The sequence below is a fragment of the Roseobacter sp. OBYS 0001 genome (assembly GCF_019654895.1).
Lineage (GTDB): Bacteria > Pseudomonadota > Alphaproteobacteria > Rhodobacterales > Rhodobacteraceae > Roseobacter > Roseobacter litoralis.
The window spans coordinates 18,990-39,232 of sequence record NZ_BPES01000003.1 but is presented as its reverse complement, the minus strand read 5'-3'; the positions used below and the strand labels follow the sequence as shown (position 1 = coordinate 39,232).

Below are 20,243 nucleotides of genomic sequence, written 5' to 3'. Positions count from 1 at the left end.
TGGCACCTCATAACAATACGGATGTATTTCGTTCCCCCATATCTGCCTCACTCAGGCACGAAGGCTGCACCACATGATGTGATGCCCCGCCCGTCGCTTTCAAAACAGGAAACAGATATGTCTAACGGAACTTTTGCGGATTTTCTTGACGCCATGCGGACGTTTGAGTCTGGCTGGGACAGTGCGCGCTACGCGACGGGTAACATTATTGATGCACAGCTGAACCAGTGGGCGGGCGGCGTTGTGTCCGATTTTTACCCGGATCTGACCAGCTGGGGCCAGATGAGCCCGGAGCAGTGGGAGGAGATGTCCTACCGGTCCGAAAATACGCTGGGGTTTGTCGGGTATCAGTTCGGCGAGGCGCTGATGATCGACCTTGGGTATTATGAGGCCGATGGGCTTGTCGGAGGTGGTGGTGGCGCGCCCACCAACACGTGGGAAGGCACATGGACAGGCAAAAACGGCATAAATTCGCTGGACGACTTCAAGAACGAAGCGCCGCAGGAATTAGCGATCCGTGAAGCCTTTGGTTTCAATCTGAAAACCATCGAAGACGGCCTTGCCAACGCGGGCCAGACACTTGACGACTACTTGGGAACCACGCGCACTTACATAGAGGCTGGCGTTGAAGTCTCGGTCACCATCACAATGACGGGCTTGCTATCGGCCGCGCACCTGCGCGGTGCCTTTGGAACCTTGGATCTCCTGCTCAGCGATGCTGTGTCGTTCGATCAAAACGGCACGTCCATCCTGAATTATATGGAACGTTTCGGCGGCTTTGACGCGCCACCATCCGAAGAATTGATCGCAATCTTTGACGAGAACAACTCGGGGGGTACTTCAGCGGCCGGGTCTGCCGGCGTAACAGCAGAAAACGCAGATGTTGTCATTACTTGGTCCTATGGGGCGGATGTTACAATCTCTGACTTTGACGCCGATACGGGTACGATCTTTGTCGGGTGGGTCGGAGCGGCAGATCTGGAAGTTTTGGAGATAGCGGGCAACACGGTTTTCGAAATCCCGTCCAACGCGCAAAAACTGACCCTCGAAGGTGTCGGGCTTGACGACCTCACGGCTGCAAATTTCACATTCCTTGATGCGACCGCAGCGCAGGAAGTATTGGCGCTGGTTGGCAGTGAAGAAGAGGATGACGATCCAGCCGATGACGAGGGCGACGGTACGGGAGACGGCGACACGGGCGATGACGGCACCGGTGACGCGGACTCCGGCGATGGTAACACTGGCGATGGTGGACAGGGTGACGACGATACCGGTGGGGACAGCGGCGCGGGCGACGACGCAGGCGGCGGCTCTGACGATACCCTTGGACAAGGCACGGCGGGGGTCACCAAAGACACAGCGGACGTCGTGATCACTTGGGACTACGGGACCAGTGTCACCGTTACAGACTTTGACACGGAAAATGACACGATCTTTGTAGACTGGGTCTCGTCTGACCTGCTCGAGATCGAAGAGACAGCCGCGGGCGTGACCTTTGCAATCGTCGGAAATGCGCAGACGACGACCTTGTCCGGTGTCGCTCTGGCGGATCTTTCACCTTCCAATTTCACCATTCTGGACGCGACCGCCGAGGCGGAAATTCTGTCGCTGATCGCTCAGGACAGCTCTGGTGATGGTATCGGTGGGGACGATGGTGGGCATGACGACGGCAATGACGGCCACGGGGGCGATGATGGTGACGGTGGGCACAGCCACACGCATATGCACGTATCCATCAACCTTGCCACGCCAGCGCAGACGATCACGGGCTTTATGCCGGGCATGGGGGATGTGATCGAGATCGAGAGCGACGTCTACGCCGAAAACTTTGCGATTTTCGAGGAATCTGGCGAAGCTCTGGGGCAGACTGTCCGGATCGAAATCAGTGACGGGGGGTCCATCAAACAGATCATTCTGACCGGTTTTGGTCTGAGCGATTTGAGCCTTGGCAACTTTTCCATCTCCAACGAAGGTGTCCTGAACGAAGTTGCCTCGACCCTTGGGGCAGTCATCTTTACGCCGGGTGAAGGCACGATCGAGTCGCCGAGCTATGATGCTGACGGCTCCAATCCGGTCGAAAGCACCGGAACGACCGATGAAGGTGGCACCAGGTTCAAAGCCGACAGTAATGCGGACGATATCGTTGGATTTGATCCGATACGGGACGCGCTCGATTTCGGTGGGACATCCGTACACGGCATGATCGTGACCAAATCCGAAACCGGCGAAATCGTGATCGACAGCCCTTGGTCGCCTGCCGCCCAAATCGTGCAGGACATCACCTATCAGGATGTTACCATCGATAATTTCGGCATCGTCGGCAATGAGCATTTCCGTCAGGACATGGGCGGCGTGATCAGCTGGGAGCAGGGAGTCGGCCCACGCGAAGCGGACACGGTCTATGTGCGCAGTCACGAGTATGGGGTGCAGGAAACTGTTGACGGCTTCGACCCTTCAACGATGAAAATCAACTTTCTGTATTTTGGTACCCGCGAGCAACTGACCGTTGAGGACAGCGAGGACGGGCTGGTTATCTCAAGTCTGCCGACGGGCCAAAGCCTCACTCTGACGGATGTTGCATTGGCTGACCTTATTCCCGGTCTTGTGGAATTCCATCACGATCAGGTGATAGAAGACAACCTGGAAGACTCCTTTGGATTTTCTCAGGAGGACGTCAGCCTTGTTTCACGCGCGGAGTTACTCACCCCGAATGCACCCGCTGGTGCCACGACGGATGGTGAACAGGCCCGTCCCGGGACAATGACGCCAACGGGAGGTGGCGAAGATGAACCCGATGATGGGACGGATGACACGCCCGATGTGCTGGAAATCAAGTACGAATGGGGCGTGCAGGAAATTGTCTCTGACTTCGATCTGGAAACCGACACATTCGATTTCGGCGCATTGACGGCGGCAAGTGTCGGGGTCACCGAAGAGGCAGGAAACCTCGTCATCGAAATTCTGAACAATGGCGGTCACACTTATACGATCCTTGGCTTACAAGCAGAGGATCTGTCCGATGATAACCTGACCGCAGACGCAAATTCTGGCCTGCTCGATGAGGATGGCGCATTTATCGCAACGCTTGGTGATCTTGGTTTTGATTTCGGCTAAACAATAGTCCTGTTGGTTTCCCATGGGCAGCTTAGTTTGCCCATGGGTGTCACAGAATGGCCTGCTGCCGATACGGTCCGGAAAAGGATTGATTCTTTTACCGCTTGACGACCCAGAGTAATATGCACCTGCCGCAATTTTCATGCAGCGAGCTCAGCGAGAAAATCGAATGTACAAAGTGGGCTCGCTACCGCCATTGGAGCAAACGCGGCATCCAGGCGCTGGACGCATTTCGCTCGGATGAGGAACGGCCTGAACTGCCATTCGATTGGCAAGTGCCATTCTGCAGTGCGACCCGTCAAAGCTGCCGTTGGCTTTTGCATGCATCGGATTAGACTGAAAAACTACGTTCAATGATGGACTATGTTGAAACCCTCATCCTCAGTGGGCGGCAGAAAATGCGCCGTGAACCGCCTGAACTGTTCCTCGGTCGCCGCGAAGGCATGATTTCCCTCGGCATTGCGGGCGCGAAGGCGTTCCAGACAGACGGTGTCCGGCACATCCAGGTAGTGCAACTGATGCCCCGCGTTACTGGCGCGAGCAACATCCAGCATCCATTTTCGTTGCGCGACAGTGTTGGCAGCAAAGTCCAGAACCACCGTTAGTCCCGCATTCAGCAGAGCCGACACGTGCGGAACCATCGCCGTTCGCAGTTTGGACGCGTATCGCACGTAATCGGCTCCGTCTTTCATCTGGTCGGCGAACAACGCGCTGAGCCAGTCATCTTCAGATATAACGATTGTGCCTGCGGACGCACCGAGCTTTGCACATAGCGTGGATTTCCCGGATGCGATTTTTCCACAGACCATGTGGAGCATGGGGGACTTTTGGGACATATCTGACCTCCAGTATTCAAACAATCGAAACGGCCGCCCTACTATGAGGGCAACCAACCGCTTCACACCAGTCGTATGTGCGACTGTGTAAGCCAGACAAGCCCAAAAAGCATCATCGCAGCGGCCAACGAGCAGGCCAGCGTGCGCACCGTGTTCCACATGGTCCAACGCGGCAGGTAGGTGCCGGTCCAGTAGTCGCGGGTCGCGTCTGCTGACAGCTCCATGCCTGCAAGCGCCTCGTTCATCGGCACATTAAAGAACACTGTGACGGCGAAGCACCCGAACAGGTAGACCAGTGCGCCAAGCAGGATGAGCCTTCCCGGTCCACCGGCAAGGTACGTCGCGCTGTAAACGACGACGAATACCGACACGACGGCCATACTGAGAAAAAGCGTCATGAAAACCCAGCGAAAGACCTCGCGATTGATGACTTGCATGGCTTCAACGCCGCCTGTTCCGCCGGCATGGGAGAGCGAGCGCATGATAAAGTCAGAGAAGGCCAGAAAAACACCACCAACGATCGCATAGGCGAGAATGGAAAGCTGTAGCAGCACGAAAACGAGTGGCGACATGATATTTCTCCTATTTTTTGGTGACGGCGGTGGCGGGCGCGAAGGACGAACAACCGCCAAAAGTGACGCCGCAGCTGACAAAAAGCGCGTGTGGCGCGGCCAGAATGAAGGCGCCTGTGCCACCACCCGTCAGACCTGGGGCCCCAAGGGCATTTTTGTTAAAAACAGTAGCAGACATAAGGGTTTCCTTTCGGATGAGGAAGCCAATCACGCCGCAGCGTTCCAGACCCCACTCGAGGCGGCCACAGCTGCGAAATCAGCAAAGTCGCGCGGTCCCCGGCCAAGCGCGCGCTCCACGCCATCGGCCACATGCGCATTGCGCCCGTCGAGCGTCTCGCGCGCAATCGCCGTAAAAACATCGGCGACGAAGTCACCCCCCGAGGCTGCAACATTGGCGTGGAAATCTTCAAACGTGATCGGCAAATGCCGGATGGGGCGACCTGTGGCGGACGACAACACCTCTGCCATTTCTGCGAAACTCATCAGGCGCGGCCCAGTCACCTCGTAAAGTTGACCGGTATGCCCATCTTCCGTGAGTGCCGCGACGACGACATCTGCGATGTCATCAATGTCGATAATTGGCTCGGCGATGGCGCCACCTGGCATGGGCAGAACCCCTGCGAGGATCGGATCACGCAGATAGCCTTCGCTGAAGTTCTGCGCGAACCACGCGGAACGCACCAGAGTGAAGGGTATGCCTGAGCCCTGGACGACCTCTTCGCCAAGACGCGCATGGTGCTCACCGCGCCCGGAGAGAAGCACAACATGTTCAAGACCGCTGGCCGCCGCCACTTTGGTGAAGGCTTCGAGTTTCTCTACAGCGCCCGGGAAAGCGAGGTCGGGGAAATATGTGACATAGGCCTTGGATGCACCGCTTAAAGCGGGCGCCCAGGTGGCCGGGGTTTCCCAATCGAACGGGATTGCCGCATTGCGGGAACCGCGCCGGACAAGGGCACCCACTTTTTCAAGCTTTGCAACAACGCGCGATCCGGTCTTTCCATTGGCGCCGACGACGAGGATGGTTTGGGATTGCATGGTATAACTCCTTTTTGCCTGCGATGCTCAAGGAGTAATCGGACCCATGCGTCCGATTATTGACCGCCGCTGCCAAGGTTTTGACCGATTGTGCCAACAGCGTCCTGTGACATACTGGTTTTGGGAAGCTATCAATTGATCATGCATATCTTTCACGCAACATACGGATCTTGATCATGGCCTATGTAACCTCGCTCTTCGCGCGGAAGATGGTCGCTGCTGCCGGTAGAGGCATAGACCAGAGGGCGACACTGGAGCGTGCAGGCATTGATCCTGATGCGCCGTGGGACCCGAAAGTCATGATCGCTGCAACTACCTATTACGAAATGCTCGAAGGCATGGCTGAACAGATCGACGTGACCGAGCTCCCGGTTCATGTCGGCGCATCCATGCGATGCGATGAATATGGCGCACTTGGCCTTGCGTGGAAAGCAGCGCCTACTCTGAAGGCGTCTTGCTCGCGGGTTGACCGCTATGCCCGGATCTGGACGGGTGTCGTGACGTACGAGCTTCGAAACGATACCCGCGGCATTCTCTTTATGTTGCACAGAGAGGGCGAACGGCGTCTGGGGCTACGCCTTTCGAACGAAGCTACCCTCGCCAGCGCGGTCTCCTTGTCGCGGCAGGTCTGCCCGGTCCCCTTCAGCCCCGTCGAAGTTCTCATTCAGCACAAAGAACCCAAATCCAAGGTCTTTCACGAGGCGTGGTTTGGATGCCCGGTCCATTTTGGTGCCGATCTTGATGCGGTCCTCATCTCCCATGAGGCCATGGAGCGGCCTAACATCCTCGGCGACGAAGGCATCTCGAGATACTTGATGTCAGACCTCGATACCCAGCTGACAAAACTCAAGACGCCACCTCAGGTAGTTGGTGATGCAAGAAACGCGATTGCACAGGCTTTGAACGAAGGCACGCCGCGAGTCGCAGACATTGCCAAAGGTCTGGGCATGAGCGCCCGCTCTTTCCATCGCCGCCTCTCGGAACACGGTTTGAGTTTTCAGACCCTCACCGAGGAGACCCGCCGTGAGCTGGCCGAAGGCTTGCTGCGGGATGAGCAGTATTCGCTGGCAGAGGTTGCGTTTCTCACCGGCTTCTCGGAGCAAAGTTCATTCACACGTGCCTTCAAACGATGGCTCGGGACGACGCCTGCACACTATCGTAAAGCAAAATTGATGAATGCCTTCCCCACCTCGCAGATCAAACACTGAGGCCCGGAAAAGACTTGGCATTACGGTAACCCAGCGGCCCATTCCGGACGTTGGTCGTGGTCTTAAATTGCTGCGGTCGCAGCCCACTTTCCTGCCGCTCGCTGCAAGCGCGAAATCAGGGGTTGGTCGAAGAGCGTTCTGCGGACACTCCAAAGCTTCACCCGGATCAGATCAACCGCCGCTTTCGACCCATAACCGTGATCAAATTGATTGGATTTCAACTAAGGTCGGGACACCTCACTCCTCGTCATTGTTCCAGAAGTCTGTCGGCATATCATGCAGCTGTTGTGCAGCCGCGTCATCAATCCAGTCTTGCTGGTCATCACTTGTCCAAGTCGCAAAACCAGGCTCTTGTGCGGCCATGTCGCGCGCACGTCGCATAGCTTGACGGTACTTAAGTTGCTCAATGGGCGCGTCCGGAACAATGGCGTAGACGAATGTACCGCCCATCGCAGCAGCCAAAGATTCCATTTGCTTCAGTGATACTGATCCCTCTTTTTCACTCCGCTCTGCTTGATATATTGCGTTGCGGCTAACGCCTTTGCGCACCGCCAATTGCTCCGCAGACATACCCAAGGCCAACCGCATTGTTGCGATCCAGCCTTTCTCAGGCACCTGCTGCCTCCCGAGCTGTTGCGCCGTGCGGTCTAGTATCCGCGCCAAGCGTCTGCGTTGCATGAAGTCTGGCATTATGCTCCTTGAGCAAACGTTGTAATGCACCGTGCGGATAAGTTAAGATAAGGCACCCACTAAATCAATATATTTATCATGAAATTCAAAAATATGCCTACTTATACCTAACAATTATGGCATTCTATGCATATATGTACATTGAGAGGATCACTATGCTCGATACATTTCTAACGCCGGAATCATACCCATTTGCACTTGCCTTAGCCTTAACGGCCGGACTGTTTCTCCTTGAGATCGTGAGCTTATTGCTGGGTGCCACGATTCTTGGCTTGGGTGGTGAAGGGCCAGATATAGACGTCGAGGCGGACTTTGATCTGTCAGTAGATATCGATACTGACGGGTTTAGTATGCCAGCGGACGGCATTGAAACGCCGACCAGCCCCTCCGGGCTTCTCAGTTGGCTTGGCATACGCGATGTCCCCTTCCTGATTTGGCTTGTATCCTTTCTGACCATGTTCGGCTTGATCGGTCTGATCATTCAGTCGATTGCAACCAATGCCCTAGGCGCACCCCTTTTTACGTCGCTCGCCGTTGTGGTCGCCCTGATACCATCAATCGCCATCACTCGGGTCATCGCCAATTGGGTCGCGCTCATCATGCCCAAAACCGAAACGAGCGCGATACGTACGCGCTTTCTGGGCGGGCATCTTGGAACCATCACCCAAGGTACGGCTGCGCGCGGCAAACCCGCCGAAGTCAAAATCAAGGATCGCCACGGCAATATGCATTACCTCCGGGTCGAACCCTTACACGATGATGACGTCTTTCCTAAGGGCAGCAATGTGACGTTGATCCGCAAACGTGGCGACAAGTTCTTCGTCATTTAGGTTTAACATTCAACCTGAAATTCAAATTCATAAAAACAATGGAGTATTCTATGGAGCTTACATCAATCCTTACCGTCGCTGGCATCATTGTCGGCCTTCTTATCTTCATCGGCCTCATCATGGCCCGCCTTTATAAACGCGCGACGCGTGAAATGAGCCTTGTTCGCACCGGGTCCGGTGGACGCAAAGTGATCATGGACGGTGGTACCATCGTGGTCCCGTTCTTGCATGAAGTTTCGAAGGTCAACATGAAGACTCTACGCCTCGAAGTGGCGCGCACAAACGATCAGTCTTTGATCACCAAAGACCGGATGCGTGTCGACGTTGGTGTTGAGTTTTATGTCTCCGTGAATGCGACGGACGATGGCATCTCACGCGCGGCGCAGACCCTTGGCGACCGAACATTCCATGTAGAGCAATTGCGTGAGATGATTGAAGGTAAGCTGATTGATGGTCTGCGCGCTGTGGCCGCCCAGATGAGCATGGATGAGCTGCACGAGAACCGGGCAAGCTTTGTGCAGGAAGTGCAGAACGCGATATCTGAGGACTTGCTGAAAAACGGGCTTGAGCTTGAAGCTGTTTCCCTGACTGCACTTGACCAAACACCGTTTGAATCGCTTGATGAAAACAACGCCTTTAACGCCGTTGGTATGCAAAAACTGGCGGCGGTGATTGCCACCTCCCGTAAGCAACGTGCTGAAATCACAGCTGAAGCTGACGTATCTGTGGCCCGCTCCGAAATGGAAGCGGAGAAGCTGAAATATCAGATCGATCGTGAACAGAAAGAAGCGTCCATCACGCAAATACGCGAGATCCAAACATTGCAAGCCAGCCAAGAGGCTGAGATCGCCCGCAATCAAGAAGCGTCAGATCAAGCCAAAGACCAAGCCCGCATTGAGCGTGAACGGGCCGTGCGATCCTCCGAGATTGAGCGCGAACGCGCAATCCGCGAAGCTGAGATTGCAAAAGAACGCGAGCTTGAGGTCGCTGATCAAGACCGCCAGATTATCGTTGCCCGTAAATCTGAAGAAGAAAGCCAAGCCCGCGCATCTGCCGACAGCGCCCGTGCAGAGGCTATCAAGGCGTCCGAAGCCATTGAGACGGCCCGTGCAGTCGCAACCGCTGAGCGTCAGAAGCAGATCACCTTGATTGAGGCCGAGAAAGAAGCTGAGCGTCAAGCAACTGGCATTCGTCTTGCCGCGACCGCTGAAAAAGATGCTGCGAGCGATCGTGCTGCAGCCAAGCTGGAAGAAGCGCAGGCTGATGCCAACGCAACGATGGTCCGCGCTGAAGCGAAGAAAACTGATATGCTTGCAACGGCTGAAGGTCAAACCGCAATCGCGAACTCCGAAAACGAGCTGAGCGCTGAGATAATCGCGATGAAAATCCGCTTGGCAAGTCTCGAAGCCATGCCCGCGATCATTGCTGAGATGGTGAAACCTGCCGAAAAGATCGACTCGATCAAAATCCACCAAGTCACAGGTATGGGCCATGGCGCGCCTGGCGACACATCAGGGAGCGGTGGCACACCTGTCAATCAAGCGCTCGACTCTGTGCTTGGCATGGCGTTGCAGATGCCTGCCATGCAAGCGCTCGGCAAAGAACTGGGGATCAGCCTTGAAAACGGTTTGGCTGGCGTTGCGAACGGCGCAATAGGCATCTCCGAAGCCAAAGAGCCCTCCATTCCTTCCGCGGATGCAATCGAGAAAGAAGCGGTGAAGTCATAATCTCAGAGCGAGGATTTCGAGTAAATTCGAAGTCCTCGCGTCTCTGTCATAAACGCGCATAGGCAGCATTGCTGAACACCCCAAAGAAGGCACTTTTGTCTTTCTTCCGAAAGCGGACTTTGGCGAATGCGAATGCCCGCAGAACCAATGCCGGTTTGGAAGGACCGAGCCAGATGACGCCCGTTGCGCATGACCGCCGCGTATCAGGAGTGGAAAAGCTCTGGGGAGTTGAATTGAACTCGGTCTACCCTGTTGGCTACGTGGCAGGAGGATTTGTTTTGAAATTCGTATCCGGATTGAAACGGTGTTTGGGTGGGGCAAGCGCCTCGGGTCCTGAAAGTGAAACAGCTGAAAAACGGCGGTTTGGATTGAGCCAAATGGGTGCAGCTCACCCGAATGAACACCTGCGGTGCAGCCTGAAAACCTCTGGTTGGGAGGGTGGCGTTGCAGTCACTGTTCTTTCTGGCGGGGACCATGCGCTGCCTCGCTAGGTCAGAATCGCAGCGGGTGCCGATGTGCGCATGGGAAAGAAACAGCACATGAGATGGTCTCCAAGAGGCGCGCACCATGTTGCGGTTGTCAGGGCTGCCGTCTTAGATGAAAGGCTTTCACCAACGCCACTTAGGGCTTCATGACCCCCACTGTTTTTCAACTCCCGAGACAGCAGGAAAGGACTCTCCTTTGCACTTACTGCTGACATGCAGACCCATAGCTGCGTCGAGAAACGGTTGGTTTTGCCTTCAGCCTCAACAAACACCACGCTGGATCGGCGCGTTGTTTGTTTATGCGAGCGCCGACATTACACAAATCAACGCATAAACTGGTCGAATTGGCCGTGCAGGAAAATTTCCGATTGTTTTTGTCGGATTGACATTCATGGCAACTTCTTTCACTTGTTTCTTCATACAGCCAGCTCAGCGATTTTGCGGCCAGCCGAAAACCAAATGATTAGGGGGCGGGCCAAGTTGGCACTGTGCCCCTGTCACGTTGACTATCGGGGGAATTGCGATGACGCGTGTGCTGAACGGGCCAGTTGATGGCGTATTACTTGGAGATCAGGGGTCCAGATCGGTTGAAGGAAGCGACAAGGTTTACCTGCTCGCGGATACCAATGGCGATGGGGATGCAGCCGACGCCGGAGAGCGGGTCGTGTTTTTCGATGGCGAAAACGCAAGCGGGCTGGATGTTCCGACAGGCAATATTCTGAATCTCACTCAGGCTTCGGACGGTGCAGTCTACATCGGGGATGGGGATACTGACGCGGTCTATCGCCTCTTTGATCTGAACGGTGACGGGGATGCCAATGATGCAGGCGAGGCACGCCTGTGGTTTTCACAAGGAGGCAATGATGCCGCCTTCACACTGCCCACCCCGAACGGCGTCGCCGAGGGGCCGGACGGTGCGATCTATGTCGTGAATGCAGGTGTGTCGTCGCGCCCACAGGACGGGATTTACCGAACGGTGGACCTGAATGGCGACGGGGATGCTGAGGATGCCGGCGAAGCGTCGCTTTGGCTGGACCTCAGCGCGGTCGTGCCGACGTCATCGCCTTTTGATTTGTCATTCATCGGTGCGCGCGGGTATCTGATTGATCCCTCTGGCAGCGCCGAGGACTCAATCTATACCTTCGAGGATACCGACGGATCGGGCGTCATCGAGGCCGATGAGTTCTCAACCTTCGCCGAGAAGACATCAACCGGCGCGCCCATTGATTTCACCGCCGCAGCAGACGGTGAAAGCGTTGTCGTGCTTGAGTGGCTGGATGGCGACGATGATGGCCACGATCTGGTGCGCTTCAGCGATCTGGACGGGTCCGGTGCCATCGACCAGCCAAATGAGACTGTCACGATCTGGAATTCCAGCCAGCTGCCGGGTGTGTTCGAGACATTCGCCGCCTTTTCGGTCGCAGCGGATGGCGCGGGCCGGATCGCCCTGACGTCCAATGATTTCGATGCCTTTGGGGACAATGTCTATATTCTGACCGACGTGAATGGCGACGGCGATTACTTTGACGTCGGTGAAACCAACGTCCTTGCCTCGCGCGCATTTGACGAAGACACGCTGGAGCGGCCGCGCTCGGTCTCTTTTTACGAAGGCACAGTGGCCACAGCGCATACGAGCGTCGGTGCGGGCAACCATTTCTCGGTCTTTCTGGACGCTGAGACTGGCACACTGACGGCGACGGGCGAAAACGTCCTGGGCCAGCTTGGACAGGGCGTTGCGGGCTATGATATCCCGGCACCGGTCGCGGTCACGCTGCCGGAAGGGTTTGATGGCGCCATCACATCCGTTTCTGCGGGTCTGATCCATGCAGCATTCCTGACCGCTGACGGCGATGTATACACATGGGGCTTTGGCAATTCCGGTCGCCTTGGTCTTGGCGATGAGGACGCCCGCCTTGTGCCTGAGAAAATTACCGGCGTTCTGGATGACAAACCGGTGTCGGTCATTGAGATGGGCAATGGTGCCTCTTACGCCATCACCGGCGATGGCGCGCTTTATGCCTGGGGGCAGAACACCTCCGGCCAATTGGGTCAGGGGGACGAAGACGAACGTCTTGTGCCCACCGAAATCGATCTGCCGGGCCGCGTGCTTGCGGTTGCTGCGGGCACGTCGCATGCGCTGGCCTTGACGGAGGACGGGTTGGTTTATGGCTTCGGCTCCAACATCGACGGACAGGCCGCACCCTCGGAGCAGGTCGACGGCACCCCGGTGCGCGAGGTGCTGTCCCCGGTTCTGATTGAAGGGCTTCCCTCTGATCTCATAGCCGTCGCAGCCGCCACGCAAACATCCTACGCGGTCTCTGCATCCGGGCAGCTTTATGGCTGGGGGGAGAATTCCTTCGGTCAGCTTCTGATCGGCACGGACAATGGCGACAACACTTTCATGCCGACGGAGGATAAGATCCTGACCCCGGTTGAAATCGACATCCCCGGTGCCGTCATAGACGTAAAGGGCGGCGCCCGCTGGGCCGTGGCCCTTACGGAGGATGGCGATGTCTATGCCTGGGGTCCGAATGACCGGGGCCCAACGGGTGGTCTGGACGGCGACCCCGCGACCGAAACCGATGGAACCTTTTATCCGACCAAGATTGCCGAACTGGACGATGTTGAGATCGTAGAGATTGCCACCGGGCCAAACCACATCATCGCGGTTGCCGCCGATGGAACAGTCTATACTTGGGGTTCAGGCTCGGATGGGCGTCTCGGCTATGAGGTCAGCGGAACCACCACGACACCGGCGGTCATTGATTTTGACGCCGACGCCCGCCCGTTTCTATTGTCATCCGATCCTGCGGATAATGGCCGCGATGTGGATCCGGGAACATCTGTCCTGCTCACCTTCACTGAGACCATAGAACGCGGCACAGGCGAGATCCGCTTTGTGAACCGTGACGATCCATCGGACGTTCTGGTCGTTGACGTTGCCGATCCGCTGTTCGTTCAGATTGATGGCGATGTGGCCACTGTTACGACCGCCAACTACTTCCGTCCGGACGCGCGCTACGCGGTCGAATTCGATGAAGGCGTATTCGAAGACACTACAGGACAGCCGCTTCCAGCCATCGCACCCGGCGACACCTCAACCTTCAACTTCGCCACTGCCGATACCCCACTGCCCGGTGACACGGTTTTGCGCGGCACCGAAGACAGCGACCTGCTGCGCGGTGCCGACGGCGACGATACCCTTGGGGGCAGTGGCGGCGACGATTTTCTTGCGGGTAACGGCGGTGATGACAGGCTGTTTGGTGGCGACGGTAATGATCGTTTGTCCGGTGGCGCAGGTGACGACCTCATCATCGCAGGCAAAGGTGATGACGGTCTGGCCGGTGGCGACGGAAACGACCAGTTGCTGGGTCAGGACGGCGCGGACTTCATTTCCGCAGGCTCAGGCGATGACCGGGCCTTTGGCGGGATAGGCGATGACACGATCTTTGGCGAAGACGGCGCGGACGTTCTGGGCGGCGGTGCCGGCAACGACATGCTCGACGGTGGAAACGGCAACGACATCATCAACGGGGGCGTAGGCAACGACGTTATCAGCGGCGGCAACGGCGACGACAGTGTCAATGCAGGCACCGGCCATGATGACATTGAAGGGGGCGACGGGGCGGATGTCTTGCGCGGCAATGATGGCCGTGACGAGATCAACGGCGGCGCGGGTGCGGACCGCATCGCGGGCGGCGCTGACAATGACAGGCTGACCGGCGGCTCCGGAAACGACCTCGTCTTTGGTGGTGACGGCGATGATGTGATCACGGGCGGTGGCGATGATGACCGCCTCGTGGGCGGACAGGGCGCAGACATTTTCCATTTCGGCACTGCGGACGGGCGGGATGTGATCACCGACTTTGAGGCCGGTGTCGACAGCATCCGTCTCGCGGACGCGTCGGACTACAGTCTCAGCTACAATACGTTCACGGGCGACACGACGTTGGCCTATGGCGCAACCACGGTTGTCCTGCGCGACACGGTGCTGACGCGGGCAGATATCTCGGTTCAGCCGCTCTCGGTAGTTGCGCTGACGGGGATAGACGCGGGCGACAACGCGGGCATCTCGGTCTCCACCGCCGGGGATATGAGCGGTGACGGCACGCCAGAGGTTGTCATCGGCGCCTTCAGCGCAGACCGCGATGCGCTGCTGTCACCCGGTGAGGCCTATGTGCTCGACGGAGCCACGCTAGGTGCGCTGGAACCAACCAACGGTTTTGCGGCGTTCGACCTTGGTGACCTTTCGGAGGGCGCTGGGGTCCTCTTGCAGGGCGCTCTCAACGCCGAATTCGCAGGGTGGAGCGTGGCCGACGCGGGCGACGTCGATGGAGATGGCCGCGCGGATGTCATTGTGGGCGCGTTTGGTGCCAATATCTTTGCAGGACGCGCTTTTGTCGTCTTCGGCGACGCGATCGAAGATGCACGCGCGACTGAAACCGCCATCGATCTCGGGGCGTTGACACCGGATCAGGGCGTGACGCTCACCGGCTCTGCGATCCTTGATTATGCCGGGCATCAGGTCGCAGCCCTTGGTGATCTGGATGGGGATGGCTTTGATGACATCATCATCGGTGCAGGCCAAGCCGACGGGCGCAGGGGCGAAACCCATGTCGTCTTTGGGTCTGCCATTGTCGCAGAGACCGGCGAAGACGGCGACGGTGAAATTGCGCTTGGCGATCTGTCCGGCGGCGATGGTGTCACCATTACCGGTGCAAAGGCGCAGGACCTGCTGGGTTTTGCGGTGTCCGGTGCGGGCGATGTGGACGGAGATGGCTTGCTGGACGTGATCGCAGGGGGTTGGACCGGGTCGCCGGACGGCTCCGGCGCACAAAACGGGGTCGGTGCCGTGATCTTTGGCTCAGCAATCCTCGCCGCGCGCGGTACCGGCGGCGAAATCGATGCAGGCACAATGACCAACAGAGAGGGCCTTGTCATTTATGGCCCTGAGGCAGGGAATGCGCTTGGTCGGGGTCTCGCGGATGCGGGCGATATTGATGGTGACGGCTTTGGCGATGTGCTCTTTGGCGCGTATCTGTCTGATGCGGATGGCATCCCCTTCGGCGGGGAGGCTTATCTGCTGTCAGGTGCCGCACTGACGGCCGAAACACTGCCGGGCCTTGATGTGTCGGTTGATGTCTCTGATCTGTCTGGCGGGCGCGGGGTGCGCTTTGTCGGTGCGGATGAGCGGGACCTGACCGGGTTCTCGGTCTCAACGGCGGGTGATGTCGATGGCGGCGGTGCGCCTGATGTGCTTGTCGGTGCCTATGGGTTGGGCGAAAGTGGCGGTGCCTATCTCGTCTTCGGCGAGGCCTTGGCAGCGGATTTCACCGCTGCGGGTGATGGCTTTTTCCACTTTGCCGATATGACGCCCGACGAAGGCATCAAAATCCTTGGCCTCGGCGAGGACAACACCGCAGGATGGAGCGTGGCAGATGCCGGAGATATCGATGGCGACGGGCGCGATGATATACTGCTCTCTTCATGGCGCGGCGATCTAAGGGGCAGCGATGCGGGCGAGGCCTACCTCGTTACAGGCGCTGCCGTGGCAGAGGCCGCGCGTTTCGACGGGATCATCGACATCGCGGATTTCCTGCCTGTTGACGCGTTCCTGTTCACTTAAAATACCAGTGTGGCGCCGCTCACGGGCGGCGCCGCTTTGCCACAAAGCTTCCAAACGAGCGACATTCCGAAGGTGTTACGGCCCTAAGTTCATCTTGCGCGTCACACGGATCGCCAAGCATTCCCGGCTGTGCTCATCCAGCATGTTCAAGGTCCGGAATGCCTTCCCGTCATCGGTCCGGTGGTGCATGGAAGTCATACAAGCAAACGTGATTGCAATACTCAGGTCGCAACCGGACACATGCGCCGTCGTTAAGCCAGAGCCGGCTGTCATGGTGCTGTTCCACAACGCGGCAGACCCGCCGTTCCGAGACCATGATGTTATCCCGGAAGTGATCGATACAGGCGTGCCGACGTGACGGGCTTAATAGTTTCCCGGTGCAGCTTTCGACAGGATCATCCTGTCCAGCGTCAAGTTCGACACGGCTCTGCGCAGCCGGTCATTCTCCTTCTGAAGCCGTTTGTGCTCTTTAAGTTGGTCAGTTCCCATACCGCGCACGCCAGCGATAATATGTCTGTTCCATTATCTGCACCTGTCTGATTGCATCAACACGCGGCATCCCTTGGCCACACAGCACCTTAACCTGCCGCAACTTCGTGACAATCTCTTCCGGCTTGTGTCGTTTGATCCCCATAATTGATCCTCCGTTTCTTAATTATAACGGCGGACCAGTTCAGTGGGGAAGGATCATTAAGCACTTGCTTTCAATAACAAAAACACGCATCCACTACGCGCGAGCCAATCTAACCAGCCGCGAATACTTTGCGACAGAACCTGATGAGGTCTCTTCAGAACATCCAGCGAAAAAATTCCGCAGTTAATGCACCAGTCCCGATTATATCATCTTTGCGTGACTGCGTAGAAGACTGGTAATTTGGGCAGTGTCCTTACCTGCAGCGTGAATATCTTCGGCGATCAGGTTTGTGATGGTAATAGCATAGCTCAGGATTTTCATTTCTTCGTCGGCGCTTTTCGCCCGTTCTGCCAGCAGAAACAGCATTGCGGAAAAAGCTGCGGAGCGCAGCCGAACAGACCGCGCCGGAGACATCCGGGAGATTGGCAGTCTTTGCGTCGAAGGTCCAAGCCCCTGTGCGACAACAGCGAGAAACACACCTGCCGCACGGGTTGCGGCACATGTTTCGCACTTAACGTCGTCCAGCGTGTCCTTCAGCGCCAGTGTCACCACTGTTTCGCTTACAAAGAAAGAGTCCTGCTGATCCTGCGCCAGTGCCACCTCCATTGCCCAGGAAACCACGCGACCAAACACTGCCAAATCTGAAAGCGACGGCTCAGCCAACAACCTGGCGGCCTGCTGAATTTCCGTATTTTTCGGGTGCCACATTTGCAAGCTGGACTTGTAAATGTCTTCTGCCTTTAATCCAATTTCGGACAAGGTGCTACGCAATGGCTCCGGCAAGTGAGACACCACAGGCGCAGCCATTGTCATGGGAATATGAGATATCTGTTGCGCACCCCGCATCAGATCACGCAGTGGCAAAGCGAGTTCACCGGGATATGGAAAGCGTAGTGCCATCTGATGTTGATCCTTCTTGCCCCCGATATCGTTACAAAGCGGGGATTACCCGTTTATTGTAACACAATGCCGCTGCGTCCGGAATCGTGAAAATTGCCTGTAATTAAAGCAAAAAACCATTTGGCTCGACGAATGTGACGGCCCACGGGTCTGATAGAAACCGCATATGGAAAAGCCAACCCGAACTGTTTTTCTATTGCGACGGCAAGCTAAATCGCGTTTCCTGTTTGTATGGTAGGCCGCGTCCGCAAAACTCTGTCGCATGCGACTAAACAACGTTCGAAAACCGATACCGGAGACGAACTGAGACTGCGTGCAGCTTGGATCTATTACATGGAAGGGGAGACCCAAAGCAAGGTCGCTGCCCTCCTTGGGATCAATCGCATCACAGTGACGCGCCTGCTCTCTGAGGCACGGCGGCGTGGGGAAGCGACAATCCAGATCAAAGGTGAACTTGCGTCCTTGGTGTCGCTGCAGCGCGATCTGGAAACGCGGTTTGGGTTGGAGCGGGCGATTGTCGCTCCTTTGTCGGATGCAAAAGCTGATCCAACCCCCGTGATTGCAGCAGCAGCAGGGGTGCACATTTCATCGCTGATGCGCGCGGGGCTGACCATCGGGGTTGGCTGGGGCCGGACCTTGCACGAAAGCCTGCCGCATATCGAAGGGCGCAACCTGAGGGATGTGCGTGTGGTTTCGCTGCTTGGTGGGATCATGGAGGCGCGGCGTTTCAACCCGTCAGAATTTGCCTGGCGTTTTGCCGAGCTTTTTGAGGCAGACGGATACCTTGTTCCTGCACCTGCCTTGGTGGACAGCGCCGAAGCGCGCGATGTCTTGCTGCAGCAAAGCGGTTTGGATCATGTTTTTAAAATGGCACAGTCAGGAGAAATCGCAGTTTTCGGCGCTGGTGGCATTTCGGAAACATCGACAACGTATCAGCAGGGCCATCTCTCCGAAAAAGAGCGTAAATCACTGACCAAAGCTGGTGCGGTCGGTGATGTATTGTACAATTTCATCGATGCAGACGGACGGCGGGTTGAACATCCGATCAATAACCGCGTTATCTCAATTTCGTTGGACAAGCTGGCCCATATTCCCAAACGCATTCTGGTGTCCGGGGGAAGCAACAAGATCACCGTTATCCGCGCGGCGCTGAATGCGCTGGCCCCGACGACCTTGGTGACAGACGAGATTACAGCGCGGACACTGGTTGACTCAGCGCCCTAGGGTCAACTCTTCGAAGTCAACCAGAACCGCTTGAGCCCCTGCACAAATCAGCATGTTGCGATCAGCTATCCGGGTTTTATCAACAAAGCCGAAAACTGGCATCGACAAGTTTTTTGCCATCCCCACACCGGTGCTGCTTGCGTCGATCAGGATCGCCGTTTCAGGGGCATGGCCGCGGGCGCGAATTGTCGATCGCAGTCCGTTTCCCACCCTGTTCGCGGGATCAAGATAATGAATTGGCCCAGCAGATTTTAACCCTGAGAGGGCGGGCAGGTTCTGGGCTGCGTCGACGCGGCGGTGCCGACCATGAGACACGATGGCGACATCAAGGTTCGCGGCTTTTAGGCGTCCCAGGAACAGTTCAAAACCGGGTGTGAGCGCCAGGTCGACCGTGTCGCGATCAACCAGACGCTGGTCGAGCTTTTCCAGAAAATCTTTGGGGCACAATTTCCCGGTGCGTTCCGCAATATAGGTCAGCGCCGATGATAATGGTTGGCCGGAAAAACGATCACGGGTTTCTTGGGGCGTCAGCGGCACACCATAGTCGTTGAGCAAGGCAGACAGTTCTTCACTGTCGATCAAGTCCGTTTGTGCTGCGACCCCCTCGAATGCGATCAAAACCAGCTTTGTGGCAGAAGGAAGCTGTATCTGGCCCAAACGCGCGTTATCAGAGATGTTCCGCAGGGCTGCTCCCTTTGGTATATCAACACGCGTTGGCACATCCGCATCGCTTTGTCGTGCGGCAAGGTCCCAGAGCCGATTACCAAAACCACCCTGTGAATGCGTCATTTTGGGAATGGCCCAGGTCCTGCTTCCGTTTGTAAAAAGGTCTAGAAACGCAATTGCGGCAGCTCGGTCCTGCGTAGTTTCCTTTGAAAAGGTCTGCCATATAGCGATTTCATCCATTCGATCCGGCGCGTTTGTATCAAGCCAGAAGTCTTCTCCAAGAATGGCTTGCCGGATCACATGGCAATAGGAGGCATATAGATAGGCCTCAGGATGCATCAAGGCGGGGGTTTTTGCTTCTGCGGGTGCTGATCCAGTCCGCACCGACACAGGTCGTTTGTGCAAAAGTTCGTAAAACATCATACCAGCGGCAAAACTGACATAGGCGCGGCGGACCATCCGCGAGGCCGGTTTCTTTCTGTCAAACGCATGGTGCCAAGATAAAAACGTATCTATCAGACGCTGGTCACTCAGGTCGTAGTGCTGTCCGGTTTGCGCCGAAACGGCGGCCATCTGCGCACGAAAAGACGTTTCGAACCAACGAAGCTGGCGCACGGATTTGCGGGTCGGCAGAGAGGTTTCTGTCAGTTTATCAATGGCGGCGGAGTTCATGGTAACTTTCCTCTAAGGGAGCGT

At 56.7% G+C, this 20,243-nt stretch carries 12 protein-coding genes and 1 pseudogene; 6 read left to right on the top strand and 7 right to left on the bottom strand.

The window, feature by feature from the left end; all coding sequences use genetic code 11:
- The first annotated feature begins 117 nt into the window (after positions 1–117).
- Positions 118–3,114, top strand: coding sequence for a hypothetical protein (locus K5Q35_RS08065; RefSeq protein WP_220799171.1), 2,997 nt, complete (start codon positions 118–120; stop codon positions 3,112–3,114).
- A 350-nt stretch (positions 3,115–3,464) separates the two neighbouring features.
- Here K5Q35_RS08065 and K5Q35_RS08060 read toward each other — a convergent pair whose 3' ends face one another.
- The 3 genes from K5Q35_RS08060 to K5Q35_RS08050 all read right to left on the bottom strand — a co-directional run bounded on the left by K5Q35_RS08060 (position 3,465) and on the right by K5Q35_RS08050 (position 5,557).
- Positions 3,465–3,950: an ATP-binding protein gene (locus tag K5Q35_RS08060; protein WP_220799170.1), complete on the bottom strand. Its 486-nt coding sequence runs from the start codon at positions 3,948–3,950 to the stop codon at positions 3,465–3,467.
- Positions 3,951–4,012: 62 nt separating this feature from the next.
- On the bottom strand, positions 4,013–4,522 hold the full coding sequence (locus K5Q35_RS08055; RefSeq protein WP_220799169.1) for a DUF1772 domain-containing protein: 510 nt from the start codon (positions 4,520–4,522) through the stop codon (positions 4,013–4,015).
- Between the two features lie 207 nt (positions 4,523–4,729).
- Positions 4,730–5,557 (bottom strand): NmrA family NAD(P)-binding protein, encoded by an 828-nt coding sequence (locus K5Q35_RS08050; protein WP_220799168.1) that lies wholly within the window; start codon positions 5,555–5,557, stop codon positions 4,730–4,732.
- Positions 5,558–5,733: 176 nt separating this feature from the next.
- Between K5Q35_RS08050 and K5Q35_RS08045 the strand changes: the two genes are divergently transcribed.
- The gene (locus K5Q35_RS08045; RefSeq protein ID WP_220799167.1) at positions 5,734–6,765 is read left to right on the top strand and encodes an AraC family transcriptional regulator; all 1,032 of its coding nucleotides are present in this window, start codon (positions 5,734–5,736) and stop codon (positions 6,763–6,765) included.
- 237 nt (positions 6,766–7,002) lie between these two features.
- Here the strand turns inward: K5Q35_RS08045 and K5Q35_RS08040 are convergent, their stop codons facing one another.
- Positions 7,003–7,380, bottom strand: coding sequence for a helix-turn-helix domain-containing protein (locus K5Q35_RS08040; RefSeq protein ID WP_220799166.1), 378 nt, complete (start codon positions 7,378–7,380; stop codon positions 7,003–7,005).
- Positions 7,381–7,571: 191 nt separating this feature from the next.
- Here K5Q35_RS08040 and K5Q35_RS08035 point away from each other — a divergent pair, with 191 nt between their 5' ends.
- The 3 genes from K5Q35_RS08035 to K5Q35_RS08020 all read left to right on the top strand — a co-directional run bounded on the left by K5Q35_RS08035 (position 7,572) and on the right by K5Q35_RS08020 (position 16,123).
- Positions 7,572–8,285: a YqiJ family protein gene (locus tag K5Q35_RS08035; RefSeq protein WP_220799165.1), complete on the top strand. Its 714-nt coding sequence runs from the start codon at positions 7,572–7,574 to the stop codon at positions 8,283–8,285.
- Between the two features lie 50 nt (positions 8,286–8,335).
- Entirely contained in the window at positions 8,336–10,012 is a 1,677-nt protein-coding gene (locus tag K5Q35_RS08030) for a flotillin family protein (RefSeq protein ID WP_259650495.1), read from the top strand.
- Between the two features lie 1,008 nt (positions 10,013–11,020).
- Positions 11,021–16,123, top strand: coding sequence for an Ig-like domain-containing protein (locus K5Q35_RS08020; RefSeq protein ID WP_220799163.1), 5,103 nt, complete (start codon positions 11,021–11,023; stop codon positions 16,121–16,123).
- 87 nt (positions 16,124–16,210) lie between these two features.
- Here K5Q35_RS08020 and K5Q35_RS08015 read toward each other — a convergent pair.
- Together K5Q35_RS08015 and K5Q35_RS08010 are read right to left on the bottom strand one after the other, a co-directional pair.
- Positions 16,211–16,757: pseudogene (locus tag K5Q35_RS08015) on the bottom strand (IS3 family transposase); the annotation flags it as partial.
- Positions 16,758–16,958: 201 nt separating this feature from the next.
- Positions 16,959–17,564: a hypothetical protein gene (locus K5Q35_RS08010; RefSeq protein ID WP_220799162.1), complete on the bottom strand. Its 606-nt coding sequence runs from the start codon at positions 17,562–17,564 to the stop codon at positions 16,959–16,961.
- 426 nt (positions 17,565–17,990) lie between these two features.
- On the opposite strand from K5Q35_RS08010, the gene K5Q35_RS08005 reads away from it, so the two are divergent.
- Complete coding sequence (locus K5Q35_RS08005; RefSeq protein ID WP_220799161.1) at positions 17,991–18,881, top strand: sugar-binding transcriptional regulator; 891 nt, start codon at positions 17,991–17,993, stop codon at positions 18,879–18,881.
- On the opposite strand, the gene K5Q35_RS08000 is transcribed toward K5Q35_RS08005, so the two are convergent.
- Positions 18,870–20,219 carry an HAD family phosphatase gene (locus K5Q35_RS08000; protein ID WP_220799160.1) on the bottom strand — a complete coding sequence of 450 codons (1,350 nt, stop codon included), beginning with the start codon at positions 20,217–20,219 and terminating at the stop codon, positions 18,870–18,872. The two genes, K5Q35_RS08005 and K5Q35_RS08000, sit on opposite strands and share 12 nt — an antisense overlap.
- Positions 20,220–20,243: the final 24 nt, after the last annotated feature.

What these genes read in the sequence shown, in the direction of transcription:
- K5Q35_RS08065 (WP_220799171.1), top strand. Translation starts at nt 118, where the DNA reads ATGTCTAACGGAACTTTTGCGGATTTTCTTGACGCCATGCGGACGTTT.
- K5Q35_RS08060 (WP_220799170.1), bottom strand. Translation starts at nt 3,950, where the DNA reads ATGTCCCAAAAGTCCCCCATGCTCCACATGGTCTGTGGAAAAATCGCA.
- K5Q35_RS08055 (WP_220799169.1), bottom strand. Translation starts at nt 4,522, where the DNA reads ATGTCGCCACTCGTTTTCGTGCTGCTACAGCTTTCCATTCTCGCCTAT.
- K5Q35_RS08050 (WP_220799168.1), bottom strand. Translation starts at nt 5,557, where the DNA reads ATGCAATCCCAAACCATCCTCGTCGTCGGCGCCAATGGAAAGACCGGA.
- K5Q35_RS08045 (WP_220799167.1), top strand. Translation starts at nt 5,734, where the DNA reads ATGGCCTATGTAACCTCGCTCTTCGCGCGGAAGATGGTCGCTGCTGCC.
- K5Q35_RS08035 (WP_220799165.1), top strand. Translation starts at nt 7,572, where the DNA reads ATGGCATTCTATGCATATATGTACATTGAGAGGATCACTATGCTCGAT.
- K5Q35_RS08030 (WP_259650495.1), top strand. Translation starts at nt 8,336, where the DNA reads ATGGAGCTTACATCAATCCTTACCGTCGCTGGCATCATTGTCGGCCTT.
- K5Q35_RS08020 (WP_220799163.1), top strand. Translation starts at nt 11,021, where the DNA reads ATGACGCGTGTGCTGAACGGGCCAGTTGATGGCGTATTACTTGGAGAT.
- K5Q35_RS08010 (WP_220799162.1), bottom strand. Translation starts at nt 17,564, where the DNA reads ATGGCTGCGCCTGTGGTGTCTCACTTGCCGGAGCCATTGCGTAGCACC.
- K5Q35_RS08005 (WP_220799161.1), top strand. Translation starts at nt 17,991, where the DNA reads ATGGAAGGGGAGACCCAAAGCAAGGTCGCTGCCCTCCTTGGGATCAAT.
- K5Q35_RS08000 (WP_220799160.1), bottom strand. Translation starts at nt 20,219, where the DNA reads ATGAACTCCGCCGCCATTGATAAACTGACAGAAACCTCTCTGCCGACC.